This window comes from Saccharopolyspora antiqui (genome assembly GCF_052246905.1).
Classification (GTDB): domain Bacteria; phylum Actinomycetota; class Actinomycetes; order Mycobacteriales; family Pseudonocardiaceae; genus Saccharopolyspora.
The window spans coordinates 105,115-120,850 of sequence record NZ_JBQQBO010000020.1; the positions used below are offsets into that span (position 1 = coordinate 105,115).

The 15,736-nt window shown below is 68.8% G+C and carries 14 protein-coding genes; 7 read left to right on the top strand and 7 right to left on the bottom strand.

Features of this window, described 5'->3' with window-relative positions; genetic code table 11:
- Positions 1–10: 10 nt before the first annotated feature.
- Together ACTWQN_RS27450 and ACTWQN_RS27455 are read right to left on the bottom strand one after the other, a co-directional pair.
- Complete coding sequence (locus tag ACTWQN_RS27450) at positions 11–1,114, bottom strand: NAD(P)H-dependent flavin oxidoreductase (RefSeq protein WP_443206471.1); 1,104 nt, start codon at positions 1,112–1,114, stop codon at positions 11–13.
- 78 nt (positions 1,115–1,192) lie between these two features.
- Positions 1,193–2,836 carry an acyl-CoA synthetase gene (locus ACTWQN_RS27455; RefSeq protein ID WP_443206472.1) on the bottom strand — a complete coding sequence of 548 codons (1,644 nt, stop codon included), beginning with the start codon at positions 2,834–2,836 and terminating at the stop codon, positions 1,193–1,195.
- A gap of 108 nt (positions 2,837–2,944) precedes the next feature.
- Between ACTWQN_RS27455 and ACTWQN_RS27460 the strand changes: the two genes are divergently transcribed.
- On the top strand, positions 2,945–3,748 hold the full coding sequence (locus ACTWQN_RS27460; RefSeq protein ID WP_443206473.1) for a crotonase/enoyl-CoA hydratase family protein: 804 nt from the start codon (positions 2,945–2,947) through the stop codon (positions 3,746–3,748).
- Positions 3,749–3,949: 201 nt separating this feature from the next.
- Here the strand turns inward: ACTWQN_RS27460 and ACTWQN_RS27465 are convergent, their stop codons facing one another.
- Both ACTWQN_RS27465 and ACTWQN_RS27470 read right to left on the bottom strand, forming a co-directional pair.
- On the bottom strand, positions 3,950–5,500 hold the full coding sequence (locus ACTWQN_RS27465) for an acyl-CoA synthetase (protein ID WP_443206474.1): 1,551 nt from the start codon (positions 5,498–5,500) through the stop codon (positions 3,950–3,952).
- A 49-nt stretch (positions 5,501–5,549) separates the two neighbouring features.
- Positions 5,550–6,644, bottom strand: coding sequence for an LLM class F420-dependent oxidoreductase (locus ACTWQN_RS27470; RefSeq protein WP_443206475.1), 1,095 nt, complete (start codon positions 6,642–6,644; stop codon positions 5,550–5,552).
- A 99-nt stretch (positions 6,645–6,743) separates the two neighbouring features.
- Between ACTWQN_RS27470 and ACTWQN_RS27475 the strand changes: the two genes are divergently transcribed.
- Genes ACTWQN_RS27475 through ACTWQN_RS27495 form a run of 5 tightly spaced genes read left to right on the top strand, consistent with a single transcriptional unit; the run spans position 6,744 to position 11,322 of the window.
- On the top strand, positions 6,744–7,721 hold the full coding sequence (locus ACTWQN_RS27475) for a Zn-ribbon domain-containing OB-fold protein (RefSeq protein ID WP_443206476.1): 978 nt from the start codon (positions 6,744–6,746) through the stop codon (positions 7,719–7,721).
- Between the two features lie 19 nt (positions 7,722–7,740).
- Positions 7,741–8,796, top strand: a complete 1,056-nt coding sequence (locus ACTWQN_RS27480; RefSeq protein WP_443206477.1) for a thiolase family protein — start codon at positions 7,741–7,743, stop codon at positions 8,794–8,796.
- Positions 8,796–9,956, top strand: a complete 1,161-nt coding sequence (locus ACTWQN_RS27485; protein WP_443206478.1) for a thiolase family protein — start codon at positions 8,796–8,798, stop codon at positions 9,954–9,956. Before ACTWQN_RS27480 ends, ACTWQN_RS27485 begins: the two co-directional genes overlap by 1 nt.
- Complete coding sequence (locus ACTWQN_RS27490; RefSeq protein ID WP_443206479.1) at positions 9,953–10,822, top strand: TIGR03619 family F420-dependent LLM class oxidoreductase; 870 nt, start codon at positions 9,953–9,955, stop codon at positions 10,820–10,822. The genes ACTWQN_RS27485 and ACTWQN_RS27490 overlap by 4 nt, the downstream gene beginning before the upstream one ends.
- 56 nt (positions 10,823–10,878) lie before the next feature.
- Positions 10,879–11,322 (top strand): nuclear transport factor 2 family protein, encoded by a 444-nt coding sequence (locus ACTWQN_RS27495; RefSeq protein WP_443206501.1) that lies wholly within the window; start codon positions 10,879–10,881, stop codon positions 11,320–11,322.
- A 145-nt stretch (positions 11,323–11,467) separates the two neighbouring features.
- Here the strand turns inward: ACTWQN_RS27495 and ACTWQN_RS27500 are convergent, their stop codons facing one another.
- On the bottom strand, positions 11,468–12,694 hold the full coding sequence (locus ACTWQN_RS27500; RefSeq protein WP_443206480.1) for a cytochrome P450: 1,227 nt from the start codon (positions 12,692–12,694) through the stop codon (positions 11,468–11,470).
- Positions 12,695–12,904: 210 nt separating this feature from the next.
- On the opposite strand from ACTWQN_RS27500, the gene ACTWQN_RS27505 reads away from it, so the two are divergent.
- On the top strand, positions 12,905–14,041 hold the full coding sequence (locus tag ACTWQN_RS27505; RefSeq protein WP_443206481.1) for a steroid 3-ketoacyl-CoA thiolase: 1,137 nt from the start codon (positions 12,905–12,907) through the stop codon (positions 14,039–14,041).
- Between the two features lie 179 nt (positions 14,042–14,220).
- Here ACTWQN_RS27505 and hsaB read toward each other — a convergent pair whose 3' ends face one another.
- Positions 14,221–14,769 carry a 3-hydroxy-9,10-secoandrosta-1,3,5(10)-triene-9,17-dione monooxygenase reductase subunit gene (hsaB, locus tag ACTWQN_RS27510; protein WP_443206482.1) on the bottom strand — a complete coding sequence of 183 codons (549 nt, stop codon included), beginning with the start codon at positions 14,767–14,769 and terminating at the stop codon, positions 14,221–14,223.
- Positions 14,770–14,813: 44 nt separating this feature from the next.
- Positions 14,814–15,722, bottom strand: coding sequence for an iron-dependent extradiol dioxygenase HsaC (hsaC, locus tag ACTWQN_RS27515; protein WP_443206483.1), 909 nt, complete (start codon positions 15,720–15,722; stop codon positions 14,814–14,816).
- Between the last annotated feature and the right edge of the window lie 14 nt (positions 15,723–15,736).

Below are 15,736 nucleotides of genomic sequence, written 5' to 3' on the forward strand. Positions count from 1 at the left end.
GCGCCGCCCATCAGCGGAGCTTGTCGAGCGTGGTGATGGTTTCGTCGAGTTCGGCGAGGAGGTCGGTCAGGACTTCGGCGACCGGGCGGATCTCGTTCATCCGGCCGACGATCTGACCCACCGGCATCGACACGACACCGGGGTCCCCGGAGCGCATGATGCGCTGGTGGGCCTCGCTGACCAGGATGTTCTGCAGCGGCATCGGCAGCGGCTCCGGCGCGTCGGGTTCCTCCCACGAGTCGGTCCAACGGGTTTTGAGCAGCCGCGCCGGTTTCCCGGTGTAGATGCGCGAGCGCACCGTGTCGCTGGAGCCCGCCGCCAGCAGCGCCCGCTGCGTCGCCGAATTGCCCGGCATCTGCTGGTACTCGCTGGTGGTCAGCCAGTACGAGCCCATCCAGGCCCCGCTGGCGCCGAGTGCCAGGGCTGCCGCGATCTGCCGTCCGGACCCGATGCCACCGGCCGCCAGCACCGGCACCCGGTCCCCGACGGCGTCGACGATCTCCGGCACCAGCACCATCGTGGCGATCTCGCCGGTGTGCCCACCAGCCTCGTGCCCCTGCGCCACCACGATGTCCACCCCGTTGTCGACGTGCCGACGGGCGTGCTCTGCCTTGCCCGCCAGCGCGGCCACCAGCACGTCGTGGTGGTGCGCCTGCTCGATGACGTCCGTCGGGGGTGAGCCCAGCGCGTTGGCGATCAACCGCACCGGGTGCCGCAGCGCAACGTCCACATGGGACCGGGCCACCGAATGCAGCCAACCCAGCACGCCGTCCGCGTGCTGTTCGTCGGTGGGCAGCTCCGGCACCCCCAGCTTGGTGAGCGTCCGCCGCACGAACTCCTGGTGCTCCGGTGGAATCAGCTGCCGCAGATCGACCGCGGCGCCCTCCGTCGGGATCTTCGCGGGCATCACCACGTCCACCCCGTACGGCTTGTCATCGGTGTTGTGGTCCATCCAGTCCAGCACCGCGTCCAGGTCGTCGGCGTCGTTGAACCGCACGCAGCCGAGCACCCCCAAGCCACCGGCCCGGCTGATCGCCGCGGCGACGTGCTCGGACGGTGTGAAACCGACGATCGGGTGCTCGATGCCCAGGGTGTCGCACAGTGTCGTTCGCATTGGCCCTCAGATCCTGTCTCCGGACTCGTTCTGCGTGGCGGTGCGAGTTGCAAGCGGCTGCGCCGCTTCAAAAGGCGCTCAACTCGGTTCGATGGCGGTCTCGCGCCGCGACGGGTCGCGCACGTCGCTGGGCTCGTTCGTCTCGGTGTGCCGCTTCGCCCAGGTGTAGTCGGGTTTTCCGCTGGGTGACCGGGTCACCTCGGCCACCAGCCACAGGCTGCGCGGCACCTTGTACCCGGCGATCCAGGTCCGGACGTGCGCGTCGAGTTCGGCCAGCCGCGGCACCGCACCGGCCCTTGGCTGCACGACGGCCGCGACCCGCTGGCCGAGGCGCTCGTCCGGCACCCCGACGACCAGGGCGTCGAACACGTCCGGATGGGACTTCAGCGCGGCCTCGACCTCTTCCGGGAAGACCTTCTCGCCACCGGTGTTGATGGACACCGAGCCGCGCCCCAGCATCGTCACGGTGCCATCGGCCTCGATCCGCGCGTAGTCGCCGGGCACGACGTACCGCTGGCCATCGATCTCGACGAACACCGACCGCGACTTCTCCTCGTCCCGGTAGTAGCCGAGCGGGACGTGCCCGGTGCGCGCCAGCCAGCCGATCTCGCCGGGCGGCGCGAAGCTCCCGTCGTCGCGGATGACGACCGTGGAGCGGTCGGCGGTGACGCGCGGCCCGCCGGTCTGCTCGGCGTCGCGGGTGATGACGCCGATGCCGCTGAACCCGGTCTCCGATGAGCCGATCGAGTCGGTGATCACCACGTTGGGCAGCGCGTCGAGGTACTGGTGTTGCACCGACCGCGAGAAGAGCGCCGCGCTGCTGGAAATCGCCAACAGCGACGACGCGTCGTAGCCGCCATCGTGGTAGGCCTCGATGAGCGGTCGGGCCATCGCGTCACCCACGATCGCCAGCACGTTGACCCGCTCCCGCTGGATCGCGCGCCACACCTCGTGCGCGTCGAACTGCGGCACGAACACGACCGGGCTGCAGGCGAACAGGGCGCCGAAGCTCGCCCACTGCGCGGCCCCGTGGATGAACGGCGCCGCGGGCAGCCGGACCAGGGTGCCGCCTTCGGCACCGGCGCGCGCCTGCTGCCACTCGTCGAGCATCCGCTCGCCGGTCATGAAGTCGATCCCGCCGCCGAGCACCCGCCAGACGTCCTCGTGCCGCCACATCACGCCCTTGGGCATGCCGGTGGTGCCGCCGGTGTAGAGCAGGTAGAGGTCGTCGCCGCTGCGCGCCGGGAAGTCCCGATCGGCCGGTTGGCCGGTGAGCGCCGACTCGTATTCGACACCGCCGAAACCGGTGCAGTCCTCGGCGGTGCCGTCCTCGACGACGAGAATCTGGCGCAGTTCGGGGAAATCCGGTCGTACCTGGGCCACGTTCGCGCTGTAGCGGCGCTCGTGCACCAGCCCGGCGAGGTCCGCGTTGTCGAAGATGTAGCGCAATTCCCTCGGCACGTAGCGGAAGTTGATGTTGATCGGCACGGCGCGGATCTTGTAGGCCGCCAGCATGGTTTCCAGTGCCTCGATGGAATTTCGGGAGTAGACCCCGATGTGCGAACCGGCCCCGAGGCCGTTGGCCGTGAAGTGGTGCGCCAGCCGGTTGGCCCGCTGGTCCAGCTGCGCGAAGGTCAGCCGACGCTCGCCGCAGACCACGGCGACGCGATCTGGCACCAGATCGACGGCGTGCTCGAAGAGATCTGCGATGTTGTACGCCATTCCACAGAAAGTAGAACGTGTTATCGTTTTGGACAAGGGCCCGAAGAGCTGAACTCCCCGCCCCGCCAGCTGGACAACTTTCGACCCCCGAAGCGCGGAAAGGTTCCCATGACGTCGACAACTGAAGTCGTCGAGCAGCCCCACTGCCTTGTCGAGCGGCGTGGTGCGGTGCTCGTGGTGACGATGAACCGACCCGAGGTCCGCAACGCGCTTTCCGGGCCGATGCTGCAGATCATGCGGCAGGCCTGGGACGAAGTCGACCACGACGACGACATCCGGGTGTGCGTGCTCACCGGCGCGGGCGGCGCGTTCTGCGCCGGCGCGGACCTGAAGGCCATGACGCAGGCCCACCCCGGCGACACCGCCCGCGGGATGGACATGTCCGTCATCGAACCCCTGCTCAAGGGCCGTCGCCTCACCAAGCCGCTGATCGCCGCCGTGGAGGGGCCCGCGGTGGCGGGCGGGACGGAAATCCTGCAGGCGACCGACATCCGGGTGGCTGGCGTTAGCGCCCGGTTCGGCGTCTCGGAAGCCAGGTGGGGCCTGTTCCCACTGGGCGGCTCCGCCGTTCGACTACCACGGCAGATCCCCTACACCGCGGCAGCGGACATCCTGCTGACCGGCAGGCACATCCTCGCACCAGAAGCCAAGGAACTCGGCCTGATCGGCCACGTCGTCCCAGACGGCCAAGCCCTGACCAAAGCACTGGAACTAGCAGACCTAATCGCCGCAAACGGCCCCCTAGCCGTCCAGGCCATCCTACGCACCATGCGAGAAACCGAGGCCCTGCCAGAAAACGAAGCGTTCAAAGTAGACGCCCAACTCGGCATGGCAGTCTTCACCACCGAAGACGCCAAAGAAGGCCCCAAAGCCTTCACCGAAAAACGCAAACCCAACTTCCGCGCCCGCTAACCAATCGACGAACGGAGTGAGGGGCACCCGTGACCCAGTTACTCGGTCACGGGTGCCCCTCACCCACCACCTGATCGGCGAAGACGTACGCCGATCGAACCTGGCAAAGCACCGGTTCCCCTGGACGGGTTACGAGTGAAGGGCACCTTTGACCGGCATAGTCGGTCAAAGGTGCCCTTCACTCCTTAACCTTCACTCCCGTTAGATCGCGTGGTTCTGGTTGGTCCAGTACGGGGCGCGGAGTTTGCGTTTGTAGAGTTTTCCGTTGGGGTCTCTGGGGAGTTCGGTGGTGAAGTCGATGGTGCGTGGGATTTTGAACTTCGCCAGTCGGTCGGTGGCGAAGGTGAGTAGTTCTGCGGCCAGCTGGTCGTTTGGTTCGATGCCTTCGGCTGGTTGTACTACGGCTTTGACCTCTTCGCCCCAGTCTGGGTGCGGGACGCCGAAGACCGCCACGTCGGCGACCTTCGGGTGTACTGACAGGGCGTTCTCGATCTCGGCTGGGTAGATGTTCACGCCGCCGGAGATGATCAGGTCGCTCTTGCGGTCGCAGAGGTACAGGTAGCCGTCGGCGTCGAGGTAACCGACGTCGCCGAGGGTGAACAGGTCACCGACCCGGGCCTGCTCGGTCTTCTGGGCGTCCCGGTGGTATTCGAAGCGGGATGTGCCCATCCGCATGTAGACCGTGCCGATCTCACCGGGTGGCAGTTCCGCGCCGTCTTCGCCGAGCACCTTGACCGTCGAACCCGGCCAGGCCGTGCCGACCGAACCTGGCTTGGCCAGCCACTGCGCGGCGGTGATCGACGTGCCGCCGCCCTCGGTCGCCGCGTAGTACTCCACCACCACCGGGCCCCACCACTCCAGCATCGCCCGCTTGACCTCGGGCGGGCACGGCGCGGCACCGTGGATCGCCGCGCGCAGCGACGAAACGTCGTAGCGCTCACGGGTCTCCGGCGGCAGCGCCAGCAGCCGGTGGAACTGGGTGGGCACCATGTGCGTGTGGGTGACGCGGTGCCGCTCGATCAGCCGGAGCATTTCCTCCGGATTCCAGCGGTCCATCAGCACCACGGTGTGCCCGAACTGGATGGAGTAGCTGGCGAAGTTGAGCACCGCGGTGTGGTACAGCGGCGAACCGCACAGGTGCACGTGGTCGTCGAAGGGGCCCAGGTCGAAGATGCCGAAGAACCACGTCGCCGCCGCCGGGACCTGGTCGGGATCACCCCCGGTCAGCGGGCGGCGAACACCCTTGGGCCGACCGGTCGTGCCCGAGGTGTAGAGCATCGGCGAACCAGTCGTCCGCACGTCCGGACGCTTCGACGGCTCCTGCGCGCCGAGGCTGGCGAGCCGGTGGAAGCCCGGGATCTCGCCAACGGCGAACCGCGCCGATGGGGGCAGCCCGCTGCGGGCCACGGCATCCGAGGCCACCTCGGCGAACCTCTCGTGCGCCACGAACGCCTTCGCCCCGCTGTCCTCGATCACGTAGCCGACCTCGGCGCCGACCAGGTGCCAGTTCACCGTCACCACGTACAGCCCGCACTGCAACGCCGCGAAGTACGCCGCGAGCAGATCCGCACCGTTGGGCAGCATCAGCACGATGCTGTCGCCGACGTCCAACCCCATGCCCTGCAGACCGCGCCCGTAGCGGTCGGCCGCGGCGGCGAGTTCGGCGTAGCTGACCGATCCGCCATCCGGCGTGACCACCGCGGTCCGGTTCGGTTGTTGCTCGGCGATCTTCCACAGTCCAATGTCGGACACGGCGGTCTCCTGTCGACGATGACGCACCGGAATCAGCAGCGCCCCCAAGCTAGAACTTGTTATAGTTCGTCGGCAAGCCCCCGTTTGTCGACAAGCCCGGTTCGTCGACGAGTCGCAGCGCGTCGGCGATGCCGCGGAGTTGCGCGACGTCGCGGCAGCCGACCAGCAGCGTGCTAACTCCGGCCTTCTCCCACTCCCGCACCCGATTTCGCACCTCGTGGGCGTCGCCGATGATGGCGACGTCGTCGACCATCTCGTCGGGCACCGCCGACACCGCGTCCGCCCGGCGCCCGGCGGCGAACAGCCGCACCACGTCGTCCACCGCCGACCCGTAGTCCATCCGCCGGAACAGCTCGGCGTGGAAGTTCATCCCGGGCGCCCCCATCCCGCCGATGTAGAGCGCGAGCGAGGGCTTCAGCCGAGCCCGTTCGGCGGCCGGGTCGTCGGTGACGAGGATCTGGCAGCTGGCCGCGATCTCGAACTCATCGCGGCTGCGGCGAGCTCCCGGCCGGGCGAATCCCTCGGCCAGCCACTCGTCGTACATCGCGGCGACGCGCGGCGAGTAGTACACCGCGAGCCATCCGTCGGCGATCTCGGCGGTCTGGGCGACGTTTCGCGGGCCCTCGGCGCCCAGCCAGATCGGCAGGTCGGCGCGCAGCGGGTGGGTTATCGGGCGCAGCGACTTGCCCAGTCCGAGCGAACCGGGGCCGTCGTAGGGCAACCGGTGGTGCGGTCCGGCATTGCGGACCGGGGCTTCGCGGGCCAGCACCTGGCGCACGATCGAGACGTATTCCCTGGTCCGCGCAAGCGGTTTGGCGAACGGCGCGCCGTACCAGCCTTCGACGACCTGCGGCCCGGACACGCCCAGCCCCAGCACGCAGCGCCCGCCGGAGAGGTGGTCCAGGGTCAGCGCGTGCATCGCGCAGGACGCGGGCGAGCGCGCGGCGATCTGCGCGACCGAGGTACCCAGTCGCACCCGACTGGTCCGCGAGCCCCACCAGGCCAGCGGGGTGAACGCATCCGACCCCCAGGACTCCGCCGCGAAGACCCCGTCGAATCCGGCGCGCTCGGCTTCGAGAACGAGTTCTTCCGCATTCGACGGCGGCGCCGCACCCCAGTAACCGAGCTGAAGCCCGATCCTCATCTGCGAACCTCCTTGTGCTGCCGGGCAACGATGAACCGGCCCGCCTGCCATCGTGCCCGCATATTGCCCCAAAATCGAGAACATGTTTCACTTCACTGTGTGACTGGCCTCTCCGAACCACTCAGCGCACCGCTGGAAGTCGGCTTCGACTACACCCGATCCCTCGGGCCGGTGCACGGCCGGTTCGCCACCGCGTTGCGCGAGCGCCGCATCATCGGGGTGCGCGGCAGCGACGGGCGGGTGCACGTGCCACCGGTCGAGTACGACCCGGAAACCGCCGCCGCGCTCGACGAATTCGTGCCGGTCCGATCCCGCGGCACCGTCGTGAGCTGGACGTGGATGCCCGAGCCGCTGGAAGGCCAGCCGCTGCGGCACCCGTTCGCCTGGGCGTTCGTGCTGCTCGACGGCGCCGACACCCCCATGCTGCACGCCGTCGACGTGCCCGCACCGGAGCAGATCCGCACCGGGATGCGGGTGCGGGTGCGCTGGGCCGAGGAACGCGGCAACGGCATCCGCGACATCGCCTGCTTCGAGCCGGAGCAGGCGGTCGTGAGTGAAAAGTCCGGTAACAGCAAGGATATCCACCCCCAACCGGAACCCGTCACGATGCTGACCACCCCGGTGCACCTGCACTACCAGCACTCGGCGTCGCCCGAGGAGAGTCGGTACCTGCGAGGACTGGCCGACGGTCGGCTGCTCGGCCAGCGCTGCCCGGCGTGCGAGAAGGTCTACATCCCACCGCGCGGCGCGTGCCCGACCGACGGGGTGCCCACCGAGGAGGAAGTCGAACTCCCCGACACCGGCATCGTCACCACCTTCTGCATCGTCAACGTCCCGTTCCTGGGCCAGCGCCTCAAACCGCCGTACGTGTCGGCGTACGTGCTGCTCGACGGCGCCGACATCGCCTTCCTGCACCTGGTGCTGGGCTGCGCGGCCGAGGAGGTCCGGATGGGGATGCGGGTGCGCGCGGTGTGGAAACCCCGCGAACAGTGGGGGAACACGCTGGAGAACATCGACCACTTCCACCCCACCGGCGAACCCGACGCGCCCTTCGAGTCCTACGCCCAACACCTTTGAGCTTCTCCGGGAGTCCGTCGTGACAGACGTAGCGGTCGTCGGGTTCGCGCAGGCACCGAACGTGCGCGCCACCCAGGGCACCACCAACGGCGTCGAGATGCTGGTCCCGATCTTCCAGGAAGTGCTGGCCAGCACCGGGTTGACGAAGGAGGACATCGGGTTCTGGTGCTCCGGATCATCGGATTACCTGGCGGGCCGGGCGTTCTCGTTCATCGCCGCGATCGACGCCATCGGCGCCTTTCCGCCGATCAACGAGTCGCACGTGGAGATGGACGCGGCGTGGGCGCTGTACGAGGCGTGGGTGAAGATCCGCACCGGCGAGGTCGACACCGCACTGGTCTACGGCTTCGGGAAGTCCTCGGCGGGCGACCTGCGCCGCACCCTCACCCTGCAGCTCGACCCGTACGCGGTCGCCCCGCTGTGGCCGGATTCGGTGAGCATCGCCGGACTGCAGGCCCGCCTCGGCCTGGACGCCGGGGACTGGACCGAACGCGACATGGCCGCCGTCGCCGCGCGCAGCCGCTCGGCGGCCAGCGCGAACCCCAGCGCCCAGCTGTCCGGATCGGTCGAGGCGGACGAGCTGCTCGCCGCGCCCTACGTCGCCGATCCGCTGCGGGCCCACGACTGCGCGCCGATCACCGATGGCGCTGCCGTGGTCGTGCTGGCCAGCGAGCAGCGGGCTCGGCAGATCCGCGAAAGACCCGCCTGGATCACCGGTTTGGAACACCGCATCGAATCGGGCAGTCTCGGCGCCCGCGACCTGCGCCGATCGGCGTCGACCGGAGCGGCTGCCCGCGCGGCCGGTGCCGACGGTGTCGAACTCGCGGAGTTGCACGCGCCGTTCACCCACCAGGAAATCCTGTTGCGCCGGGCGATCGGACTCGATGACGACGTCGCGATCAACCTCTCCGGCGGAGCGCTGTGCGGCAACCCCATGTTCGCGGCCGGGCTGGCGCGCATCGGCGAGGCCGCGACGCGCGTGATGGATGGGCGGGCCGCGAAGGTGTTGGCGCACGCCACCAGCGGTCCGGCGCTGCAGCAGAACCTGGTCTGCGTGATGCGGGGATGGTCCTGATGGGCAAGCGGTTGGCGGCGGTCCTCGGGACCGGCCAGACGCACCACACCAGCAAGCGGCACGACGTCTCGATCGCCGGGCTGTGCCGGGAGGCCGCCGAGCGCGCGTTGGCCGATGCGGGCCTGGACTGGCCGGACATCGACGCCGTCGTGATCGGCAAGGCGCCGGATCTGTTCGAGGGCGTGATGATGCCGGAGCTGCAGTTGGCCGATTCCCTCGGAGCGACCGGGAAACCGCTGCTCCGGGTGCACACCGCCGGGTCGGTGGGCGGCTCGACCGGCAACGTGGCCGCGAGCCTGGTGCAGGGCGGGGTGCACCGGCGGGTGCTGGCCGTGGCGTTCGAGAAGCAGTCCGAGTCGAACGCGATGTGGGCACTGTCGATCCTGCCGCCGTTCAACATGCCGGTCGGTGCCGGGGCGGGCGGTTACTTCGCGCCGCACGTCCGGTCCTACATCCGCCGCTCGGGGGCGCCCGAGCACATCGGCGCCATGGTGGCGGTCAAGGATCGGCGCAACGGCGCCCGCAACCCCTACGCCCACCTCAAACAGGCCGACATCACCCTGGAATCGGTGCTGGCCTCGCAGATGCTGTGGGATCCGATCCGCTACGACGAGACCTGCCCGTCCTCCGACGGCGCGTGCGCGCTGATCATCGGTGCCGAGGCAGCGGCGACCGGACCGGCCGCCTGGATCCACGCCACCGCGATGCGCACCGAGCCGACCACCTTCGCCGGTCGGGACCAGGTCGATCCGCGGGCCGGTCGGGACGCGGCGGCGGCGTTGTGGCAGCAGGCGGGCATCACCGATCCACTGTCCGAAGTGGACGCCGCCGAGATCTACGTGCCGTTCTCCTGGTTCGAGCCGATGTGGCTGGAGAACCTGGGCTTCGCGGCCGTCGGCGAAGGCTGGAAGCTGACCGAGGCCGGGGAAACCGCGCTGGACGGGCGACTGCCGGTGAACCCCTCCGGCGGGGTGCTGTCGTCGAACCCGATCGGCGCCTCCGGACTGCTGCGGTTCGCCGAAGCGGCCATGCAGGTGACCGGAAAGGCGGGCGAGCACCAGGTGGACGGTGCCCGCACCGCGTTGGGCCACGCCTACGGCGGCGGCTCGCAGTACTTCTCCATGTGGGTTGTCGGCGCGCAGAAACCGGGGGAACGATGAAGTTCACGCTGTCGGTGGCGATGTGCCCGCTGGACCAGCTCACCGAGCTGGCCCGCACCGCCGAGGAATGCGGATTCGCCGCGATCGCCCTGCCGGACTCGCTGTTCTACTCCGAACGCGTCTCGGCGGAATACCCCTACACCCCGGACGGCTCGCGGATGTGGACCGCGCAGACGCCCTGGACCGATCCGCTGGTCGCCGCGGCGGCGATGGGTGCGGTCACCTCGCACCTGCGGTTCTACACGTCGGTGCTCAAACTCGGGCCGCGCAACCCGGTGCTGCTGGCGCGGCAGGTCGGTTCAGTGGCGGTGCTCACCGGAGATCGCTTCGGGCTGGGCCTCGGGCTCGGTTGGGCGCCGGAGGAGTTCGAGTGGTGCGGGGCGCCGTATGCGAAGCGCGGCGCGCGGGTGGACGAGGCGATCGAGGTCCTGCGGCTGATCCTGGGCGGCGGAATGGTCGAGTACCACGGCGAGTTCTTCGACTTCGACCGGTTGCGGATGAGCCCCGCGCCGAGTCGGCCGGTGCCGATCTACATCGGCGGGCACACCGAGGCCGCGCTGCGGCGAGCCGCGCGGGTCGGCGACGGCTGGGCGTCGGCGATGATGGGTCTGGCGGAGCTGCGCACCACCATCGATCGACTGGGCGAGCTGCGTGCCTCGTACGGGCGCGCGGCTGAACCGTTCGAGATCCAGGGCGTGTGCGTGGACCGGTTCGGCGTCGACGGGTATCGGGAGCAGGCCGAGATCGGTGTGACGGATGCGATCGTGGTTCCGTGGCTGTTCGACGGCCACGGCTTCGACGCGGAGCTGAGCGCGAAGCAGGACTCCATCGCGAAATTCGCCGCCGAAGTCATCAACCAACTCTGAACGGTGTCCGGGTGAGCGACCCCGCTCACCCAGCACCTTCGACCGGGGAGGCGGGCATGGGCGACGGCGTGCACTGGACGGCGAGTCGGGAGCCGCATCCGGCTCGCGACGCGGCGCTGGCGTCGATGAGCGCGGTGGTGCGGGGCGCGAAGGACGAGTGGGTGGCGCTGTTCGCCCCGGACGGTGTGGTGGAGGATCCGGTCGGACCGTCGATCTTCGACCCGGAGGGCCGCGGCCACCGCGGCCCCGAGGGCATCGCCACGTTCTGGGACCTGGCCATCGCCCAAGCCGAACGCATCGAGTTCCACATCCACGACTCCTTCGCCGCAGGCCACGAAGTCGCCAACATCGGCCGGATCACCACGTTCCTACCCGACGGCAACGCGATGGACGCCGAAGGCGTCTTCATCTACAACGTGAACAACCAAGGCCAGATCCACTCGATGCGCGCCTTCTGGGAATTCGACAGAGCCATCGCCACCCTCCACCCCACCGAGTGATTTTCCCCAGGTGAAGGGCACCTTTGACCGGCTTACTCGGCCAAAGGTGCCCTTCACTCACCACCCGATCGCGGGTTTTGGATGTAGGTGAGGGGCACCCGTGGCCCAGTTACTTGGTCACGGGTGCCCCTCACTCATCAGCTGATCAGGTGTATTGGACCTGGACTTCTTTGATGCCGTTGAGCCAGCCGGAGCGCAGGCGCCGGGGTTCGCCGATCCGCTTGATGTCGGGCATGTGGTCGGCTATCGCGTTGAAGATCAGGTCGATCTCCAGGCGGGCCAGACTCGCGCCCAAGCAGTAGTGCGCGCCGGTGCCGCCGAAGCCGACGTGCGGGTTGGGGTCGCGGGTGATGTCGAACTGCTCCGGGGAGTCGAAGACCTCCGGGTCGAAGTTCGCCGAGCTGTAGAACATGCCGACCCGCTGGCCCCGCTTGATCTCGACCCCGCCGATCTCGGTGTCGGCGGTTGCGGTGCGCTGGAACGAAACCACCGGGGTGGCCCACCGGACGATCTCGTCGGCGGTGGTCGCCGGGCGCTGCTGCTTGTAGAGCTCCCACTGCTCCGGGTTGTCCAGGAACGCCAGCATGCCGTGCGTGATGGCGTTGCGGGTGGTCTCGTTGCCCGCCACCGCCAGCAGGATCACGAAGAAGCCGAACTCGTCGGAAGTCAGCGCGTTGCCGTCGATGTCGGCGTGCACCAGCTTGCTCACGATGTCATCCATCGGGCAGCCGCGGCGCTGCTCGGCCATGTTCGTGAAGTAGCCGAGCATCTCGGCCGCGGCGGCCTCCGGCTGGATGTCGTATTCCGGGTCGTCGTAGCCGACCATCTGGTTCGACCAGTCGAAGATCTCCTTGCGGTGTTCCTGCGGCAGTCCCAGCAACTCCGCGATCGCCTGCAACGGCAGCTCGCAGGCCACGTCGGTGACGAAGTCGCCGCTGCCCCGCGAGCGCGCGTCGTTGACGATGTGCTGCGCCCGGTCCTGCAGCACTGCTCGGAGGCTGTTGATGGCGCGCGGGGTGAAGCCGCGCTGCACGATCTTGCGCAGCTTGGTGTGCTGCGGCGGATCGATGTTGAGCATGATGAAGCGCTGCAGTTCGATCTGCTCGCGGGTCATGCTGTCGTTGAACCGGATGATCGCGGTGTTCTCCCAGCTGGAGAACACGTCACTGCGCCGGGAGATCTCCTTGACGTCGGCGTGCCTGCTGATCACCCAGAACCCCTCGTCGTCGAAGCCGCCGCACCGGTCGGGCTGCCGGTTCCACCAGACCGGCGCGGTGCGGCGGAGCTCGGCGAACTCGGCCAGCGGCAGCCGTTCGGCGAGCAGGTCGGGATCGGTGAAGTCGAAGCCCTCCGGAATGCGCGGTGCGACCACGGCTACCTCCTACAGCAACGGTTTTTCCGACCAAGAATTGAAACGAGTTCTAATCAAGAGAACCACACTTGCAAGATTCAGTAAACCCCTGTAACTATCCGTGAATCGAGCAAGTATCAACACCTTTTGATCAAGTCGCAGCGAGACACTTGTCCATTCAAAGAAACATGTTCTACTTTGATCTCAGCTGTCGTCCGAGAGGAGGCCCAGGTGGGCAATCCGGTGATCGTGGAAGCAGTCCGCACCCCGATCGGCAAACGCCGGGGACGGCTTTCGGGACTGCACGCCGCCGAGATCCTCGGCGGCGTGCAACGCGGTCTGCTCGACCGCGCGGGCATCGACGCCGCCGAAGCCGACCAGGTGATCGGCGGCTGCGTGACGCAGGCCGGAGAGCAGTCGAACAATGTCACCCGCACCGCCTGGCTGCACGCCGGGCTGCCGCACCAGGTCGGTTGCACCACAGTGGACGCCCAGTGCGGTTCGGCGCAGCAGGCCACCCATCTCATCGCCGCGCTGATCGCCGCCGATGCGGTGCGGGTCGGCATCTCCTGCGGGGTGGAGGCGATGAGCCGGGTGCCGCTGCGCAGCAACCTCGGCACCGATGTCGGCATGCCGCGCCCGGACTCCTGGGACATCGACCTGCCGAACCAGTACGAGGCCGCCGACCGCATCGCCGCGCGCCGCGGACTGAGCCGCGAAGACCTCGACGCCTTCGGCCTGCGTTCCCAGGACCGCGCGCAGGCCGCCTGGCGAGCGGGTCGGTTCGATCGCGAGATCGTCCCGGTGCGGGTCCCCGATGCCGAGCCGGTGACCCGCGACGAGGGGCTGCGCGACACCAGCATGCAGGCCCTGGGCGGCCTGAAACCCGTGCTGGCAGACGGAATGCACACGGCCGGGACGTCGTCGCAGATCTCCGACGGCGCCGCTGCGGTGCTGCTGGCCGACGCCGACCGCGCTGCCGAACTCGGCTTGCGCCCGCGCGCCCGGATCGTCGCGCAGTGCCTGGTGGGCGGTGAGCCGTACTACCACCTGGACGGCCCGGTGCAGGCCACCCAGCGGGTCCTGGAGCTCAGCGGGATGAAGCTCGGCGACATCGATCTGTTCGAGGTCAACGAGGCGTTCGCCTCGATCGTGCTGTCCTGGGCATCGGTGCACGAACCGGATCTGGACCGGGTCAACGTCAACGGCGGCGCGATAGCGCTGGGTCACCCGGTAGGCAGCACCGGAGCCCGGCTGATCACCTCCGCCCTGCACGAGCTGGAACGCCGCGACGCCACCACCGCCCTGATCACGATGTGCGCCGGAGGCGCACTAGCCACCGCCACCATCATCGAACGCCTCCCCTGACCAATCCGCCGACACCGACAGGCGCCCGCGAACCCCGTCGAGCGCCAGGTGAGGGGCACCCGTGACCAAGTAACTGGGTCACGGGTGCCCCTCACCCAAACCACGAACGAGTGAGGAGTGAAGGGCACCTTTGACCGACTATGCCGGTCAAAGGTGCCCTTCGGCTCTGTTTGGGGGGTTTAGATCCAGTCGTCGGGGTTGGTGGTGGTTAGGAAGGTGGCTAGGTCTGGTGGTGTTGGGTCTGGGGTTTGGGTGGTTGTTGTGTAGGTGCCTTGGTGGAAGAGGAGGGGTTGGTCGTTGGTTGGGTTGCCGAGGGTTTCGACTCGGCCGGTGACGATGTGGTGGTCGCCTGCTTCGTGGACCGCTTCGACGCGGCAGTCGATCCAGGTCAGGGCGCCGTCCAGGATCGGGGCGCCGGATGGGGCGGGGTGCCAGGCCAGACCGGCGAACTTGTCCGCACCGCTGCGGCCGAACGTGGTGCTGACCGCCTGCTGCGATTGGGCGAGCACGTTGACGCAGAACCGCCCGGTGCGCTCCAGCACCGGCCAGGTTCGGGAGGTGCGCGATGGGCAGAACAGCACCAGCGGCGGATCCAGCGACAGCGCCGCGAACGACTGGCAGGCGAAGCCCACCGGCCGCGGCCCGTCCAGACCGGTCACCACCGTCACCCCGGTGCAGAAGTGCCCCAGCACCCGCCGGAACGACGCCGGTTCCGGAGTGAGGGGCACCTTTCGCCAAGTATGTTGGTAAAAGGTGCCCTTCACCTCGGGGCTCATGACGGGGGGCGGGCGCCGACGCTGAAGTCGTGGCCCCACAGGCTCACCGCGGTGCTCTCCCGGGCGATCCAGTCCGCGTCGTCGACCTGCCTGCCCTCGCAGCCGAACTCCACGTCGAAACCGCCCGGCGCCTTCATGTAGAACGACAGCATCAGGTCGTTGACGTGCCGACCGAGCGTCGCCGACATCGGCACCTTCCGGCGCTGCGCGCGGTCCAGCGCCAGGCCGACGTCGTCGACATCGGCGACCTCGACCATCAGGTGCACGATCCCGCTGGGCGTCGGCATCGGCAGGAACGCCAGGCTGTGGTGGCGCGGGTTGCAGCCGAAGAACCGCAGCCAGGCCGGTTCCGCATCGGCCGGGCGGCCGAGGAGTTCCGGGGCCAGCCGCATCGAGTCCCGCAGCCGGAACCCCAGCACGTCCCGGTAGAACCGCAGCGCCGCGGCATCGTCGTGGGTGGACAGCACCACGTGCCCGAGGCCCTGTTCTTCGGTGACGAACCGGTGCCCGTAGGGGCTCACCACGCGGCGGTGCTGCAACGCCACCCCGTGGAATACCTCCAGCCCGTTGCCGGACGGGTCGGTGAACCGGATCAGTCCGCCAACCCGCCGGTCGGCCAGTTCGTCCGCGGTGCCGTCCTTGTACGGCACACCAGCGGCCTCCAGCCGCCCTTTCACCTCGTCCAGCTCCCCGGCGTTGGCGACCTCCCAGCCCGAGGCGGCCAGCCGGTCCGCCTCGCCGGGCAGGATCACCAGCCGTGCCGGGAAGTCGTCCATCCGCAGGTACAGCGCGTTCGGATCGGAGCCGGTGCCTTCGACCACGCCCAGCACCTTCAACCCGAACACCCGCCACGCCTCGACGTCGGTCGCCTCGATGCGCAGATAGCCGAGCGAACGAATGCCCACCGCGGGCCTCCTCC

Excerpts from the sequence above, each read along its gene's own strand:
- ACTWQN_RS27450 (WP_443206471.1), bottom strand. The coding sequence starts at position 1,114 with ATGCGAACGACACTGTGCGACACCCTGGGCATCGAGCACCCGATCGTC.
- ACTWQN_RS27455 (WP_443206472.1), bottom strand. The coding sequence starts at position 2,836 with ATGGCGTACAACATCGCAGATCTCTTCGAGCACGCCGTCGATCTGGTG.
- ACTWQN_RS27460 (WP_443206473.1), top strand. The coding sequence starts at position 2,945 with ATGACGTCGACAACTGAAGTCGTCGAGCAGCCCCACTGCCTTGTCGAG.
- ACTWQN_RS27470 (WP_443206475.1), bottom strand. The coding sequence starts at position 6,644 with ATGAGGATCGGGCTTCAGCTCGGTTACTGGGGTGCGGCGCCGCCGTCG.
- ACTWQN_RS27485 (WP_443206478.1), top strand. The coding sequence starts at position 8,796 with ATGGGCAAGCGGTTGGCGGCGGTCCTCGGGACCGGCCAGACGCACCAC.
- ACTWQN_RS27490 (WP_443206479.1), top strand. The coding sequence starts at position 9,953 with ATGAAGTTCACGCTGTCGGTGGCGATGTGCCCGCTGGACCAGCTCACC.
- ACTWQN_RS27495 (WP_443206501.1), top strand. The coding sequence starts at position 10,879 with ATGGGCGACGGCGTGCACTGGACGGCGAGTCGGGAGCCGCATCCGGCT.